The organism is Mesorhizobium sp. C432A (genome assembly GCF_030323145.1).
Taxonomy (GTDB): Bacteria; Pseudomonadota; Alphaproteobacteria; order Rhizobiales; family Rhizobiaceae; genus Mesorhizobium.
The window spans coordinates 3,482,408-3,497,015 of the sequence record NZ_CP100470.1 but is presented as its reverse complement, the minus strand read 5'-3'; the positions used below and the strand labels follow the sequence as shown (position 1 = coordinate 3,497,015).

At 64.1% G+C, this 14,608-nt stretch carries 10 protein-coding genes and 1 pseudogene; 6 read left to right on the top strand and 5 right to left on the bottom strand.

Features of this window, described 5'->3' with window-relative positions; translation table 11 throughout:
- Positions 1-68: 68 nt before the first annotated feature.
- The 4 genes from NLY33_RS16880 to NLY33_RS16865 all read right to left on the bottom strand — a co-directional run bounded on the left by NLY33_RS16880 (position 69) and on the right by NLY33_RS16865 (position 5,964).
- A complete protein-coding gene (locus tag NLY33_RS16880) occupies positions 69-1,421 on the bottom strand; it encodes an FAD-binding oxidoreductase (protein WP_023706098.1) in 1,353 nt (450 codons plus the stop codon).
- A 3-nt stretch (positions 1,422-1,424) separates the two neighbouring features.
- Positions 1,425-2,858 carry a UbiA family prenyltransferase gene (locus NLY33_RS16875; protein ID WP_023707851.1) on the bottom strand — a complete coding sequence of 478 codons (1,434 nt, stop codon included), beginning with the start codon at positions 2,856-2,858 and terminating at the stop codon, positions 1,425-1,427.
- A 207-nt stretch (positions 2,859-3,065) separates the two neighbouring features.
- Positions 3,066-3,329, bottom strand: coding sequence for a hypothetical protein (locus NLY33_RS16870; protein WP_023670370.1), 264 nt, complete (start codon positions 3,327-3,329; stop codon positions 3,066-3,068).
- A 145-nt stretch (positions 3,330-3,474) separates the two neighbouring features.
- Complete coding sequence (locus NLY33_RS16865) at positions 3,475-5,964, bottom strand: mechanosensitive ion channel family protein (protein WP_023706100.1); 2,490 nt, start codon at positions 5,962-5,964, stop codon at positions 3,475-3,477.
- Positions 5,965-6,284: 320 nt separating this feature from the next.
- Here NLY33_RS16865 and NLY33_RS16860 point away from each other — a divergent pair, with 320 nt between their 5' ends.
- The 5 genes and pseudogenes from NLY33_RS16860 to NLY33_RS16840 all read left to right on the top strand — a co-directional run bounded on the left by NLY33_RS16860 (position 6,285) and on the right by NLY33_RS16840 (position 13,056).
- On the top strand, positions 6,285-7,544 hold the full coding sequence (locus tag NLY33_RS16860) for a sarcosine oxidase subunit beta family protein (RefSeq protein ID WP_023706101.1): 1,260 nt from the start codon (positions 6,285-6,287) through the stop codon (positions 7,542-7,544).
- Positions 7,545-7,555: 11 nt separating this feature from the next.
- Positions 7,556-7,852, top strand: a complete 297-nt coding sequence (locus NLY33_RS16855; protein ID WP_023688092.1) for a sarcosine oxidase subunit delta — start codon at positions 7,556-7,558, stop codon at positions 7,850-7,852.
- Positions 7,849-10,841 (top strand): annotated as a pseudogene (locus NLY33_RS16850) (sarcosine oxidase subunit alpha). Before NLY33_RS16855 ends, NLY33_RS16850 begins: the two are co-directional and overlap by 4 nt.
- On the top strand, positions 10,834-11,451 hold the full coding sequence (locus tag NLY33_RS16845) for a sarcosine oxidase subunit gamma (RefSeq protein ID WP_023706103.1): 618 nt from the start codon (positions 10,834-10,836) through the stop codon (positions 11,449-11,451). Before NLY33_RS16850 ends, NLY33_RS16845 begins: the two are co-directional and overlap by 8 nt.
- A 162-nt stretch (positions 11,452-11,613) precedes the next feature.
- Entirely contained in the window at positions 11,614-13,056 is a 1,443-nt protein-coding gene (locus NLY33_RS16840; protein WP_023707850.1) for an MFS transporter, read from the top strand.
- Positions 13,057-13,074: 18 nt separating this feature from the next.
- Here the strand turns inward: NLY33_RS16840 and NLY33_RS16835 are convergent, their stop codons facing one another.
- A complete protein-coding gene (locus NLY33_RS16835) occupies positions 13,075-13,779 on the bottom strand; it encodes a nitroreductase (RefSeq protein ID WP_023670762.1) in 705 nt (234 codons plus the stop codon).
- A 283-nt stretch (positions 13,780-14,062) separates the two neighbouring features.
- On the opposite strand from NLY33_RS16835, the gene NLY33_RS16830 reads away from it, so the two are divergent.
- The gene (locus NLY33_RS16830; protein WP_023706106.1) at positions 14,063-14,605 is read left to right on the top strand and encodes a helix-turn-helix domain-containing protein; all 543 of its coding nucleotides are present in this window, start codon (positions 14,063-14,065) and stop codon (positions 14,603-14,605) included.
- Positions 14,606-14,608 lie beyond the last annotated feature (3 nt).

Genomic DNA, 14,608 nt, shown 5'->3' with positions numbered 1-14,608 from the left:
GTCACGACAATGCTTTGAGTAAACCACGGAAATTACGATCTATTCACCATGACTTATTCGGATTGTACCTATTCAGCTGCCTCGACACGCCCTGGCCGGACGTTGAGCTTTTTCGCCGTCCGCAGCCAGAAACTGGACACGAACGCCGGGTCGCGCAGCGCTTCAAGCCGCTGCCAATTCGGGAAGGAGGCCGCGAAAGTATCAGCGCCCATGCGCGCATCCTTGTACGGGTTGACCGCGCCGCCGGCCGCGACCGTGATGCCGTCGAGTTCGCTGAGCAGGGCCAGCGTCCTGTCGCCGCGATTGGGGAAATCCAGCGTCAACGTGAAGCCTGGCCGCGGAAAAGACAGCAGCCCCGGCGAGCGGATCGAGCCGAAGCGCTTCAACACGGTGAGGAAAGAGCCCTGCCCGGCCCGTCGCGCCGCCTCGAGCAGCGCCGGCACGGTCTGGCGCGCGACATTTTCCGGCACCAAGCTCTGGTGCTGGTAGAGACCTTTCGGGCCATACAGCCGATTCCAGTCGCCGACACCATCAAGCGGAAAGAAAAAGCCCTGGTAGCCGGTTTGGCTCGGCCCCGGCGAGCGCCCCTTCTTCCACCGATAGGCGGCGTTGAAGGCGGTGAGGAACGGCCGGTTGAGCACATTGAACGGCGGCTGGAACGGCACTGAAAAACGGGAGCCGGCGCGAGACGCCGCATGCGAGCCATACTCGGCATGATTGCCTGTCAACAACAGGCCGCGCCCGCGGCCATGGCCGCCGGCAAGCTGGTCGATCCAGGCGACGGCATATTCATTGGCCTGGTCGGCGGCCTCGGCCAGTTCGAAGAATTCGCCGAGATCGGCAAACCGCGTTACCTTCTCGGCGATATCGAGCGAATGCACCCGCATCAGCCGGATCGAGGCCGACAGGATCAGGCCGGTCAGCCCCATGCCGCCGATCGTCGCCGCAAACAGCCTTGCATTGTCGGTTGCCGAGCAGGTGTAGGTCCGCCCGTCCGAGCGCAGCAGCGTGAACGACTCGACATGGCAGCCAAAGGTGCCGCGCCGGTGATGGTTCTTGCCATGGACGTCATTGGCGATCGCGCCGCCAAGGGTGACGAACTGGGTGCCTGGGACGACAGTCGGAAAGAAACCGTAAGGTGCAGTGTGCGCAATGATATCGGAGAGGAACACGCCGGCCTCCGCCTCGAGCAGGCCGGTCTCGGCATTGAAGGCGCCGATGCGGTTCAGCGGCCGCATGTCCACGACCGCACCTGGCCCGTTCTGGCAGGAATCACCGTAGGAGCGGCCATTGCCATAGGCGAGCAGAGCGTTCTTTGTCGCCTTGCCGCTTCGCATCAGCGCGATGGCATCGTCGGCCGCGATGGCTCGCTTTGCGGCCGGCGTGGCGAGGCCAAAACTCCGGTACCGTTCGCCGGCCATGCCCTACCAGCCTCCCGCGACCAGAAGGGCGGCGCCGATCACCACGACGATCTGGCTTCGCCAGTCGCGAATGATGAAGATGACCGGATCGTCATTCATCTCGTTGCGGCGCGCCAGGATCCAGACCCGCATGGTCAAATACAGCACGATCGGCGCCAGCGGCCAGACCAGCCAGGGATGCGGATAGAGTTCGCGTACCGCGACGCTGTCCATGTAGAGCGCCAGCACCAGCGCCGAGGAGAAGGCCGACGCCATTCCTGCCTGGGCGACGATCTCCTGGTCTTCGATGCGGTAGCCGCGACCGGCAATGCGCTCGCCCACCGGAATGGCTGTGGTGCGCAGTTCGACATAGCGCTTCACCAGCGCCAGCGACAGGAAGAAGAAAATCGAGAAGGCGAGCAGCCAGAACGAGACTTCGACCCCGGTCGCCGCAGCACCTGCCAGCACACGCACCGTGTAGAGCCCGGCCAGCGTCAGTACGTCGGCTAGGAGCATGCGCTTGAACGACAGCGAATAGGCTGTGGTCACCACCAGATAGCCGGCGAGCACGCCCAGGAACTCGATCGGCAACAGAAGCCCGGCGGCAATGCCGATCGCCAGCAGCACCGCCATCGCGCCGAGACCGAACGGGATCGACAAAGCGCCGCTGGCGAAAGGCCGGTTGCGTTTGGTCGGATGCTTGCGGTCGAGCGCAAGGTCGAAGAAATCGTTGAGAATGTAGATGGCGGAAGCCACGGCGCTGAAGGAGACGAACGCCAGCAGGCATTGCCAGATCATGTTAATGTTGAAGTATTCATGCGACAGCACCATCGGCACCGCGATCAGCGAATTCTTCAGCCACTGATGCACCCGCATCATCTTGACGAATGTCTTCAATGTCCTTTTCGGCGCCGGCATCCTTTCGGCGCTATGCGCGGCCTGCCAGCGCTTCGCATGGCGATCGGGCGCCACGACGATGGCGTTGCGCGCGGCTCCGAAAACCTTGAGGTCGTGCCGGCTGTTGCCGGCATAGTCGAAACCGCCGTCGCCATAGGCGGCGATGAGCGCGTCGCGCTTGCGGCCCGAGGTCATGTTGTGGGGACCGTCGGTCGCCAGCACATAGTCGAAGACGCCCAGATGCGCGGCGATCGTCTCGGCGAACTTGCGTGGCGTACCGGTCGCCAGCACGATCTTGCGTCCGTCGCTATGGTCGGCGAGCAGCCGCTGCAGCAGCGCTTCGCGATAGGGCAGCGAGGCCGGATCGATGTCGATGCGGTCGGCAATCGCTTGTTTCAGCCGCGCCGGGCCGGCGGCCAGCCAGAACGGAACCAGGAAAACATACAGCGGATTCTTCTTGAGCAGGATGAACAGGCCTTCCCAAAGAAGATCGGTCGCAATCAGCGTGCCGTCGAGGTCGACCGCAAGCGGGATTGCGTTCTTGTCCGACCGCGCATCCATATCTTTCCTGCCCAGCTCAAAAACCCGTCGCGCCACGTTTCGGCGGCTTGGTATCCGGCATAGCGAGCAACGGCGCAACGAACGTTAAAACGTCTGGTTGCAACGGATATGCGCCGGGGTATTTCCCTCGTCATCGTTAAGCAACCGTTGCCCTAGACGAGAAAAGGCCGGGCATTGCCCGGCCTCTGCAAGAGCTGCCTGCCGACTTTACTTGATGCGGGCAACGCCACCCGAGATTTCGACCGTTTCCGAGCCGGTCAGGGCCTCGAGGTCACCATTGGGCAAGGTGACGAAACAGCCGTTAGGGCAGAATTCCACGGTTTCGCCGGCCGCCAGCGCCAGCTCCGTCTTGCCGCCGCCTTCCGTCACGATCAGCGTACGGGTCTCAGCATCCTTGTTAACCGCGCTGGCGGCAAAGGCCGAGCCACTCGCTGCGGTAAGAGCGATGGCGACGACGAGCGACTTCCACATTTTGCAATATCGGTGTTTCCACACCGCCTCTGTTGCATTTCGCAAGGCATTCTCGCCTTTGCATGTGAGCTTATATGAGATGCAAGCTGAACCGCAACTGAATGCCGCATTCATGCCGCAATTGGTTTGGGAGGGGCTTGGGGCCCTAGCTAGGATCGGGTTTGCGGGCCTTGCGACCAGTCTTGGCCAGCCGCTTCGCCTCGGCGGCGGCTCTGGCCTTCGCCTGCTCCTTCTCGGCGAACTCGACCTCGATCTTGTCGTCGTCGATCGGCCATGCGTCGGTCTTCTTGACCTTGACCTCGGCGCGCGGCGTCGAGGGGATTTCTATGTGCTCGGCGTCAAAAGCATCGAGAACGGCAAAGCGGATATCGTTCTGAACGATGGCGCCGTTCAGCACATCGGCCAGGAACACGCGGATCTCGAACTCGAGTGCTGCCGGCCCGAAATTGGTGAACAGCACGAAGGGTTCCGGGTTCTTCAGCACCAGCGCATGGCCGCGAGCAATCTCAAGCAGGACCGCGTGTACCCGCTTGACGTCGCTGCCATAGGCGACCCCGACCTTGATCTCCACACGTCCGAGCTTGTTGCGGTGCGTCCAGTTGCCGACGGCGTTGTTGATGAGGTTCGAATTGGGCAGGATCACCGATTGCCGCTGGAAGGTCTCGATTTCGGTGGCGCGCACGCTGATCTTCTTGACCGTGCCTGATGTGTCGCCGGCGACGATCCAGTCGCCGACCTTGAACGGCCGCTCGGCGAGCAGGATCAGGCCGGACACGAAGTTGGACACGACATTCTGCAGGCCAAAGCCGATACCCAGCGAGAGTGCGCCTGCAACGAGCGCCAGGTTGGAGAGATCGATGCCCGCCGCCGAGATGCCGACGAGCCCAGCGAGCGCGACGCCGGCATAGCCGACCGCCAGCCGGATCGAGTTGCGCACGCCGGTATCGACCTTGCCGCGCGCCATTACCGAGCCGTCGAGCCAGCCCTGGAACCAGCGGGTCAGGAAATAGCCTATGATGAAGACGACGATTCCGGTGAGGATGCCGGTGACCGAAATCGTCACCGAACCGACGGTGACGCCTGTCGCCAATTTATAGCCCCAGGCCTGGATATCGCCGGGCTGGAAGCCCCACATCAACAGGATCAGCGGCAGGAACACCAGCACGATCATCAGGTTGATGGCGACGCTGACGACGAGGCCGAGTTGGTCGAGCGCGGTGTCCTCATAGCTGGAATTGGTCTTCAGCCAGCGCCCGATGGACGTGCCGGCGAAACCACCCTCCTCGCCGATCTCGCGTGCCGACAGGAAGCCGATATAGGCGGTGAGCAGGATGGTGCCGGTGACCACGACCTGCAACGAGACGAAGATGGCAAGACCGATATAGCCGAACAGCGCCGCCGCAATCGTGAACAGGCCGAGCGCGACACAGGTGTAGCGCAGCCAGGCCGGCCAGGGGCGCCAGCGCCCGTCGGCGTCCTTGTAAGGCTTCAGCAGCGCCATAAGGATCAGGATGACGCCCACGATGACCGTGGCGACAAAACTCCTGGCCACCGTCAGCGACAGGGGCGAGCCCATCTTGTCGTTGACGATCGACAGGAAATTGTTGATGCCGATGACGACTGCCATGGCCGTCGTCAGCCGCACCAGCCAACGCGCCGGGCCGGTCTCGACCTGGATCAGGCGCCAGTTCGGCATGCTGGGCGACAGCGCCGCATTGGTCAGGCGGTTGACACAGAACACTATGGCGATGACGGCTGCCAGAGCGTTGAGGAACACGCCTATGTCGCCGCGCAGCACATTGTAGTAATTGTACAGGAACACCGTCGAGGCGAGGAAGGCGCTGACCGCCAGCGTCGGCAGCAAAGTCGACCAGAACGCCACCGACAGGCGACTGAGATATGTCGGATCTTCAACCGACGCGTCGGGCTCGAAGATGCGCCCAAACAGGCGGCGCCCACCGACCAGAAGCACCACCGCCAAAGCAAGCGCCATGAGGGTCGCCGCGAGCATCGCCTGGAACTTGAACTTGAAGGCAAAGCTCAGCCACGATGACACCGCCCTGTAGAAGTTGGCGTATTCGTCCCTTGCGTCGGAAAACACCTGGGGGCTCAGTGCATCGGACAACACATAGCGCTTGGTCAGCCCGCTGCGAAACAGCTCGCTGCGCATGTTGCCGATCTTCTCGATCAGCGCATTGATGCGGATCGACAGGTTCTGCGCGCCGGCGATGACGGCGTTGATCTCCGCCTTTTCCGACGCCAGCGCCTGGCGCTCGCCGGTCACGATGTCCGGTTCAGGGGGCTGTCCGGCAGCCGGCGGTGCGCCAAGCTGCTCGAGCCTCGAATTGATCTCTCCCAGCCGCGAACGAAACGCCAGCGCGCTGTTCAGCGCAGCGCGCGACAGCTCTTCCAGCTGCAGGCGGATCTCGACAAGGGTGGTGTCGTCGACGCCGTCCTCCTGGACTTTCTTCTCCAGAGCGTCGGTCTTCGTCGCCAAACCCTGCAGGATTTTCTGCTGGTCGGCGACCAGCCCGGCAGGCGCCTGGCCCAGCCCCTGCGCCATCGCGCCGAACGAATGCGGCGCCAAGGCAACGAGCGCGAGGACCAGGATCAGGCGAAAGAAGCGAAAAAACATAATGGTGGCGACTCGAAGCGCGGCAAAGGCCGCTTCTAAAGCGGTCCTTGATAGAGACGCTCATCCCGTGGGGCAAGTCGTGGCGACGTCATGGGCAGTTGGGCGCCTTGCGGGAGTCGGCCAGTCGAAAAGCCATGGCGCAATCTTGGCTTTGCGCCCGCCGCCTGCTCTATAGTCTGCCGCATCGCACCCGAGCCGGATGGCTTCAGGTCTGGTCGACCTGAATTCATCCGGCTCTAAAAATCAAAGATATAGAGCATGATGTCGTCCGAAAACCGCTTCACACTTTTCGGCATCATGCTCTAGGGATGACATGAAGAATGGCGGAATATTCAGCCCTTTCGCTTCTCACGAACGCGCTCAAGGGAAACAAGGACTGGAAGCCGGCCTGGCGCAAGCCCGAGCCCAAGGCCTCCTATGATGTCATTATCATCGGCGGTGGCGGCCATGGCCTGTCGACGGCGTACTATCTGGCCAAGGAGCACGGCATCTCCAATGTCGCGGTGCTGGAAAAGGGCTGGCTGGGTTCCGGCAATGTCGGCCGCAACACCACGGCGGTGCGTTCCAACTACCTCCTGCCCTCCAACACCCGCTTCTACGAACATTCGATGAAGATGTGGGAGAACCTGTCGCACGACCTCAACTACAACGTCATGTTCTCGCAGCGCGGCTGCCTGAACCTGGCTCACACGCCGGCCCAGTTCGACGACTTGGCCAGGCGCGGCAACGCCATGCGCCATCTCGGCGTCGATGCCGAGCTGATGAGCACCGCCGAGATCGCGCGCCTGGTCCCGGCGCTGGACATGTCGGCCTCGGCGCGCTTTCCGATCGTCGGCGGCCTGATGCAGCCGCGCGCCGGCACCGCCCGTCACGATGCGGTTGCCTGGGGCTATGCCCGCGGCGCCGACCGACGCGGCATCGACATCGTCGAGAATTGCGAGGTCACCGGCTTCCTGCGCGACGGCGACCGCGTCACCGGCGTGCAGACGACGCGCGGAGAGATCCGCGGCAAGAAAGTTGCCGTGGCCGTTGCCGGCAGCACCGGACGGGTGATGCAGCTTGCCGGCATCGATAGCATGCCGATAGAGAGCCATGTGCTGCAGGCCTTCGTGACAGAGTCGCTGAAACCGTTCTGCAACACGGTCCTGACCTTCGGCATGGGCCATTTCTATATGTCGCAGTCCGACAAGGGCGGCCTTGTCTATGGCGGCGATATCGACGGCTACAACAGCTACGCCCAGCGCGGTAATCTGCCCATCGTCGACGAGGTCATGAGCGAGATGCTGGCACTGTTTCCCGGCCTTGCGCGTGTACGCATGCTGCGCTCCTGGGGCGGCGTCTGCGACATGTCGATGGACGGTTCGCCGATCATCACCGCCGGCCCGCTGCCCGGCATGTATCTCAACTGCGGCTGGTGCTATGGGGGCTTCAAGGCCACGCCGGCCTCGGGCTGGTGCTTCGCATACACCATCGCCAAGGACGAACCGCACGCGTTCAACGCGCCGTTCACGCTCGACCGTTTTTATCGCGGCCTGGTGATTGACGACAAGGGCCAGGGCGCAACGCCCCGGCTGCATTAGGGTTCAAACAAATGCTTATCACTTGTCCCTATTGCGGCCCGCGCGACGTCATCGAGTTCACCTATCAGGGCGACGGCAACCGCGAGCGCCCGCAGCCCGCCTCGCAGGACCTCGACGCCTGGAACGCCTATGTCTACGATCGGCTGAACCCGGCCGGCGACCACAATGAGATCTGGCAGCATTCGGGCGGCTGCCGCACCCATCTGAGGATGGTGCGCAACACGGTCACGCATGAGATTTCCAGCACCGGTTTCGCCCGCGGCGACCACAATGCCGCCGCCCGGCACAAGGCCGGAGGCAAGTCGTGAGCCCGCGCCGCACCGAGACCGGCGGCCGCGTCGACCGCATGCGCACCATCCGCTTCACCTTCGACGGCACGCCCTACACCGGCCATGGCGGCGACACGCTGGCCTCGGCGCTGCTTGCCAACGGCGTCACGCTTTTCGGCCGCTCGTTCAAATACCACCGCCCGCGCGGCCTGCTCTCGGCCGGCGTCGAGGAACCGAACGCGCTGGTGACGGTGCTGCGCGGCGAAGTGCGCGAGCCCAACGTCGCCGCAACCATGGTCGAGATCTATGACGGGCTGGTGGCCGTCAGCCAGAACCGCTTTCCCTCGCTCGCCTGGGACATCAACGCCGTCAACCAGCTCGGCGGCAAGATCCTGGCCGCCGGCTTCTACTACAAGACCTTCATGGGCCCTGTCTTCGGCCCCCTGAAAGGCACCCGCTTCTGGATGTTCTGCGAGCATTTCATCCGCCGCGCCGCCGGCCTGGGCCGCGCCGGTATTGCCGCCGACACCTCGCGCTACGAGCGCATGAACGCGTTTTGCGACGTGCTGGTGGTCGGCTCCGGCCCGGCCGGCCTGTCAGCCGCCAAGGCCGCTGCCGACCAGGGCGCGCGCGTCATCCTGGCCGAACTCGAGCCGCGTTTCGGCGGCTCGGCCAACTGGTCCGGCGAGGCCATCGACGGCGCGCCGGCCGCCGACTGGGCGGCGCGCGCCCTCAGCCAGCTCGAAGGCCATGACACGGTCCGCCTGCTGCCGCGCACCACGGTGTGGGGCTATTACGACGGCAACACGCTAGCCGCGCTCGAGCGCGTCACCGACCACAAGGAAACGCCCGGCAAGGGCGAGCCGCGCCATCGCTACTGGGCGATCCGCGCCAAGACGGTGGTGCTGGCCACCGGCTCTTTCGAGCGGCCGCTTGTGTTCCCCGGCAATGACCGGCCGGGCGTCATGCTGGCGCATGCCGCCGAGCGCTATGCTAACGATTATGGCGTGCTGCCCGGCGACAGGATCGCGCTGTTCACCAACAATGACAGCGCCTATCGCTCGGCGCTGGCGCTGAGGAAGGCCGGGGCGGCTATTGTCGCCATCGTCGATGTGCGCCCCGAGCTTTCGGCCGAAATGCGCAGCCTCGCCACCGAGGCCGAAGCCGAAATCCTCTCCGGCCATGCCGTGGTCGCCACCGAAGGCGGCAAGGCGCTCTCCGGCCTCAAGGTGCAGCGCTTCGACATGACCTCGGGCGCGCTCAGCGGTGACGCCCGCAGCATCCACGCCGATTGCCTGCTGATGTCGGGTGGCTGGTCGCCGACCATCCATCTCGCCAGCCAGGCCGGTGCCAGAGCCGAATGGAACCCTGCCCGCCAGGCCTTCCTGCCGCCGAAACCGACTCGGCAATGGATTGGCGCCGGCGCTTTCAACGGCAGCTTTTCGACCGTCGAAGCCATCACTGAGGGCCGTGCAGCCGGCCTGTCCGCCGCGGGCGGAGCGGCTGCGCCGGCAGCTTTGCCGGATGTCGAAGCAGCCCCGGGAAACCCCGATCCGGCGCCGGTGTTCGAGATCAAAGCCAAGGGAAAAAGCTTCGTCGACTTCCAGCATGACGTGACTGCCGAAGACGTGCGGCTGGCGCATCGCGAAGGTTTTGTCTCCGTCGAGCATCTGAAGCGCTACACCACGCTCGGCATGGCGACCGACCAGGGCAAGAACTCCAACGTCCCGGGGCTCGCCATCATGGCCGAGGCGCTGGGCAAACCGATCCCCGAAGTCGGCACGACGCGCTTCCGCCCACCCTATTCCGCGGTGTCGATCGGCTCGCTCGCCGCCGAGCGTTTCGGCGATTTGAAGCCCGAGCGGCTGACGCCGATGCATGATTGGCACCTCGCCAATGGTGCGACCCTATATTCGGCCGGCCTTTGGTTCCGACCGATGATCTACGGCCTTGCCGGCGAGACGGTCGAGCAGGCTTATGTCCGTGAAGCCAGGGCGACGCGCGAAAGCGCCGGCATCGTTGACGTCTCGACGCTGGGCAAGATCGCCGTTCAGGGCCGGATGCGGGCGAATTCCTCGACCGCGTCTACACCAACATGTTTTCCACCCTCCCCGTCGGCAAGGCCCGCTACGGCCTGATGCTGCGCGAGGACGGGCTGGCCTTCGACGACGGCACCACATGGCGGCTTGGCGAACAGGATTTCCTGATGACGACCACCACGGCCAACGCCGGCAAGGTGATGCAGCATCTGGAATATTTCCTCGACGTCATCTGGCCGGAACTCAAAGTGCATGTCACCTCGGTAACCGACGAATGGGCGGGCGCGGCCATCGGCGGGCCGAAGGCGCGGGCCATCCTCGCCGCCTGTGTCACCGGCACCGCCGTCGACAACACAGCCCTGCCCTTCATGGGCATCGTGCGCGGCGAGATATCAGGCGTGCCGGTGATGATTTGCCGGCTGTCCTTCTCCGGAGAAATGGCCTTCGAGGTCTATTGCGGCGCCGGCTACGGCACCCATGTCTGGGAAGCCCTTATCGAAGCCGGCAAGCCGTTCGCCCTGGTCACCTACGGGCTGGAGGCGTTGGGCACGATGCGCATCGAAAAGGGCCATGTCACCGGCGCGGAGATCGACGGGCGCACCACGGCGCGCGACCTGCATCTCGACTGGATGCTGTCGAAGAAGAAGCCGTTCATCGGCTCGGCGATGATGGACCGCGAAGGCCTGATCGCGCCCGAGCGGCTGCAACTGGTCGGCCTGGTCTCGCTCGACAACCGGCCGTTCAATGGCGGCGCCCACCTCGTCGAGCAACTGGACGAAGCCAATCCGCACGATTCCATCGGCCACATCACCGCCTGCTGCTATTCGCCGGCGCTGGGCAAGCACATCGCGCTGGCCCTGGTCGAAGGCGGCAAGGCGCGCCATGGTACCCGGGCATTCGTCTCCGATCCGCTGCGCAAGCGGTTCGGGCCCATCGAGATCGTCTCCAACCATTTCTACGACCCGGACGGGAGCCGCATGCATGGCTGAGCGCCAATCACTCGAACGCCAATCACCCGAGCGCCTCTCGCCGCTCGAGCCGGTGTTCCATCCGGGTTCGCACGGCAATTTCGAGCATGGCGTCGATGTCATCCTGACCGAGACCAGGCCGGGCTCGATCCTGCAGCTGGCCGCATGGCCGGGCGCGGAAAAGCAGCTGATCGAAGCGATCCGGAAGGTCACCGGCCTCGATTTGCCCGATGGCGCGGGCGGCGGTCTCGCCAAGGACGGCAAGGCCGTGTTCGGTTTCGCGCCTGGAAAATTCACCGTCGTCGACGATGCCGAGGGCCTGGCGGCGAGTTTTGCCGGGGACGTAACCCCGGTAATCGGCACGATCACCGACCTGTCGCATGGCCGCACCGCTATCCGCATCGCCGGCCCTAAGGCCGAATGGGTGCTGGCGAAATTCTTCGCCATCGACTTTGCGCTGCCCGCCTTCCCGATCGGCGCCGGCCGTTCGACCACCCATCACGACGTCTTTGCGCAGATCCAGCGCACCGGCGCCGACCAGTTCGACATCTATGTCTTCCGCTCCTTCGCCCGCTCGTTCTGGAAGGCGCTCTGCCATGCCAGCGAGGAAGTCGGCTACGAGGTGCAGTAGCCGTCCCGCCTTCCGCCACTGGCATCAAGGCCAGCCGGCTCTGCCGCTAGAGAATCCCGCGCTAGACGCCCATGATGGATAAACGTGGCCGCCCAACGGTCCAAAGGGGGTCTGAAAACCCCTTCTTTAGAGTCGGCATCCTCGTTTGGTTCGAACATCCCCATGACCGCATCACTATCCGCCGGCGCCACGGATCGCGCCGATGTGTCGGCCAGAGCCTTGCTCCTGCTGCCGCTGACGGTCGCCTGCGGCGTGTTCATGACCAGCCTCGACCAGAATGTCGTGGTCACCGCCCTGCCCGGCATCAGCGACAGCCTCGGCCGGCCGCCGAGCCAGCTCGGCCTGTTGATCACCGTCTATGTCGCCAGCCTGATCATCTCGATGCCGCTCGGCGGCTGGGCCGCCGACCGCTTCGGCTTGCGCAACGTTTACTGCTTCGCCTTGCTGGTGTTCGCCGCGTCATCGGCGCTGTGCGGATTGTCCAACGACATCTGGACGCTGGTCGGCGCCCGCGCGCTGCAAGGCTTCGGCGGCGCCTTGATCGGGACGCTCGGCCAGGTCGTCATCCTGTCGACCTTCCCGCGCAGCCGCACGCTGAAGATCAACATGTATATCTCACTGGCCGGCCAGTCCGGACCGCTGGTCGGCCCGCTCGTCGGCGGCGCGCTGACGACTTACATTTCATGGCGCTGGATCTTCTTCATCAACGTGCCGTTCGCGCTGGCGGCTGCCGTCCTTGCCGCCTCGCTGTTTCCGACGGTCACCAAGCCGGTGCGCACGCCGTTCGATTTTCCGGGCTTCCTGCTGGTCGGCGGCGGCATGGTCCTGCTGGTCTTCGGCATGGATTCGCTTGCGGCCAAAGACGCCGCCGGCAGCATGATCGCGGCCGAGCTGGCGCTGGCGATCGTCATCCTGACGCTTGCCTCCTTCTACTGCCTGCGCGCCCGCAACCCCTTGCTTGACCTGAAACTCCTGCGCATCCGCACCTTTCGCATCTCCTTCCTCACCGGTGGTGGGCTGGACACGATCGGCCTGAGCTCGGTCGTTTTCCTTTTGCCGCTGATGTTCCAGCTCGGCTTCGGCATGAGCGCGGTGCAGGCGGGATCGCTGACTTTCGTCGCCGCAATCGGCTCGCTGATCATGCGTGTCTTCATGCCGCGCCTGCTCAACCGTTTCGGCTTTCGCCGCGTGCTGGTCGTCAACACGCCGATCGTTGCTGCCATGGTAGCGGGCTTCGCCTTGATTGAGGCGACAACGCCGGTCTGGATCGTGCTTGCCTATATCTTTGCCTTCGGCGTTCTGCGCTCGGCGCAGTGGGCTTCGACCGGCAACCTCGCCTATTCCGACATCGCGCCCGACCAGCTCGCCCGCTTCAGCGCGCTCTACTACATACTGTGGCAGTTGGGGGTAGCGATCAGCGTCGGCCTGGCGGCGGCGCTGTTGTCGTTCCTGGCTGGCGGCAGGCCGGCGGTGACCAACGATTTCCGCATCCTGTTCGTGGTCGAGGGCGTCATCACTTTGTGCGCGCTGATCGCCTATCTCAGACTGACACCGCAGGACGGCGCCCATGTCAGCGGCCATGGCGCGCAGATGAACGTGGAATAAGGCCCCGGTAGCCGAGGCCTAGCCGCTGAACGTCACCCACTCTTCCAGCGGCACGCGGTCGGTGCGGAAGTCGTTTTCGGGTTTCGACGTATCCTCAAGGCCGAGCGCCATGCCGCAGACGACGATCTCCTCGTCGGGGATGTTGAGCACCGGCCGGATCTGCCGGTGATAGGGCGCGAAGGCGGCCTGCGGGCAGGTGTGCAGGCCCCTGCCTCGCGCCGCCACCATGATGTTCTGCAGGAACATTCCGTAGTCGATCCACGAGCCCTGGTTCAGCCGCCGGTCGATGGTGAAGATCATGCCGACCGGCGCGTCGAAGAAGACGAAGTTGCGGTCGTGCTGGGCGCGCATCTTGTCGACCTCGCGGCGGCCGATGCCGAGTGCCCCATAGAGCCCGAAACCGTTGGCGCGGCGGCGGGTGAGATACGGCTCGAAGAACTGGGTGGGATAATAGCGATACTCGTCCCAATCGGCCTTTTCGGCGCGGATACCGGAATTCAGGATGGCATCGGTGATCTGCTGCTTGACCTCGCCCTTGACGACATAGACCCGCCAAGGCTGCATATTGGTGCCCGAAGGCGCGCGCGCGGCGACGCCAAGAATGGCTCGGATCGTCTCGTCATCGACCATGTCGGGCAGGAAGGCACGCACTGAACGGCGCGAGATGATCGCCTCGTCGACAACAGCCGCGTTATGCGCTGCCAGGCCGTTTTTTTCCAGCATGGGCCGTCCCTTTGCGCACACTTCGAAAGCCGAACCGGCTATCGGAGAAGACCTTGCGCAGATTTCAATCCTTGGTCGCCGACCCGCATTCCCACACCCGCCGCTCGTGGCAGAGCCTTTGCATGAACTGCCAAAATGGCGCAAGCAAATCTTGTGTGTCCATGAAAATTCGCTTGATTTTTTCACGGACATGAGCTCTCATGAAATTCATTTCCAGAGTTTCATCAAGTGAGCGTTTTTGCCCCCAGCTATCCCCAAAACATTGCAGGGACCCGACGAGCGCCTGCTGGCGAGCGACATCCGTGCGCTCCGCAAGGCGCGTGGGCTGACGCTTGCTGAGATCGCGCTGAAGCTTGGCCGCTCTGTCGGCTGGGTCAGCCAGGTCGAGCGCGGCCTGTCGATTCCTTCGCTCGGCGACCTCAGGGCCTTCGCCGATTTATTCGGCGTGCCGCTCAGCCTGTTCTTCAGCCACGACGTGCCGATCGAAAAGGAGCGCGGCGTTGTCGTGCGCGCCGGCAGCCGGCGCACGCTTGGCACAAGCGAATCCGGCCTGGTGGAGGAGCTTCTGTCGCCCGATCTCGGCGGTAGTTTCGAGATGGTGCGTTCGATCTTCGCGCCGGGCGCCGAGATGAAGAGCGAGCAGCTGCGGCCGACCGAGGAAGCCGGCTACATCGCCTCTGGCATTTTCGAGATCGAGATCGCCGGCGTCTGGCACCGGCTCGGCGAAGGCGATTCCTTCCGCTTCGAGCGCAAGCCGTACCGCTGGCGCAATCCCGGCACCGAGCCGGCCGTGATCATCTGGGTGGTTTCGCCGCCTGTCTACTGAACG

Bases quoted from the DNA above. Each gene is read 5' to 3' on its own strand.
- NLY33_RS16855 (WP_023688092.1), top strand. From the start codon at position 7,556: ATGCTTATCACTTGTCCCTATTGCGGCCCGCGCGACGTCATCGAGTTC.
- NLY33_RS16835 (WP_023670762.1), bottom strand. From the start codon at position 13,779: ATGCTGGAAAAAAACGGCCTGGCAGCGCATAACGCGGCTGTTGTCGAC.
- NLY33_RS16860 (WP_023706101.1), top strand. From the start codon at position 6,285: ATGGCGGAATATTCAGCCCTTTCGCTTCTCACGAACGCGCTCAAGGGA.
- NLY33_RS16870 (WP_023670370.1), bottom strand. From the start codon at position 3,329: ATGTGGAAGTCGCTCGTCGTCGCCATCGCTCTTACCGCAGCGAGTGGC.
- NLY33_RS16865 (WP_023706100.1), bottom strand. From the start codon at position 5,964: ATGTTTTTTCGCTTCTTTCGCCTGATCCTGGTCCTCGCGCTCGTTGCC.
- NLY33_RS16875 (WP_023707851.1), bottom strand. From the start codon at position 2,858: ATGGATGCGCGGTCGGACAAGAACGCAATCCCGCTTGCGGTCGACCTC.
- NLY33_RS16840 (WP_023707850.1), top strand. From the start codon at position 11,614: ATGACCGCATCACTATCCGCCGGCGCCACGGATCGCGCCGATGTGTCG.
- NLY33_RS16880 (WP_023706098.1), bottom strand. From the start codon at position 1,421: ATGGCCGGCGAACGGTACCGGAGTTTTGGCCTCGCCACGCCGGCCGCA.
- NLY33_RS16845 (WP_023706103.1), top strand. From the start codon at position 10,834: ATGGCTGAGCGCCAATCACTCGAACGCCAATCACCCGAGCGCCTCTCG.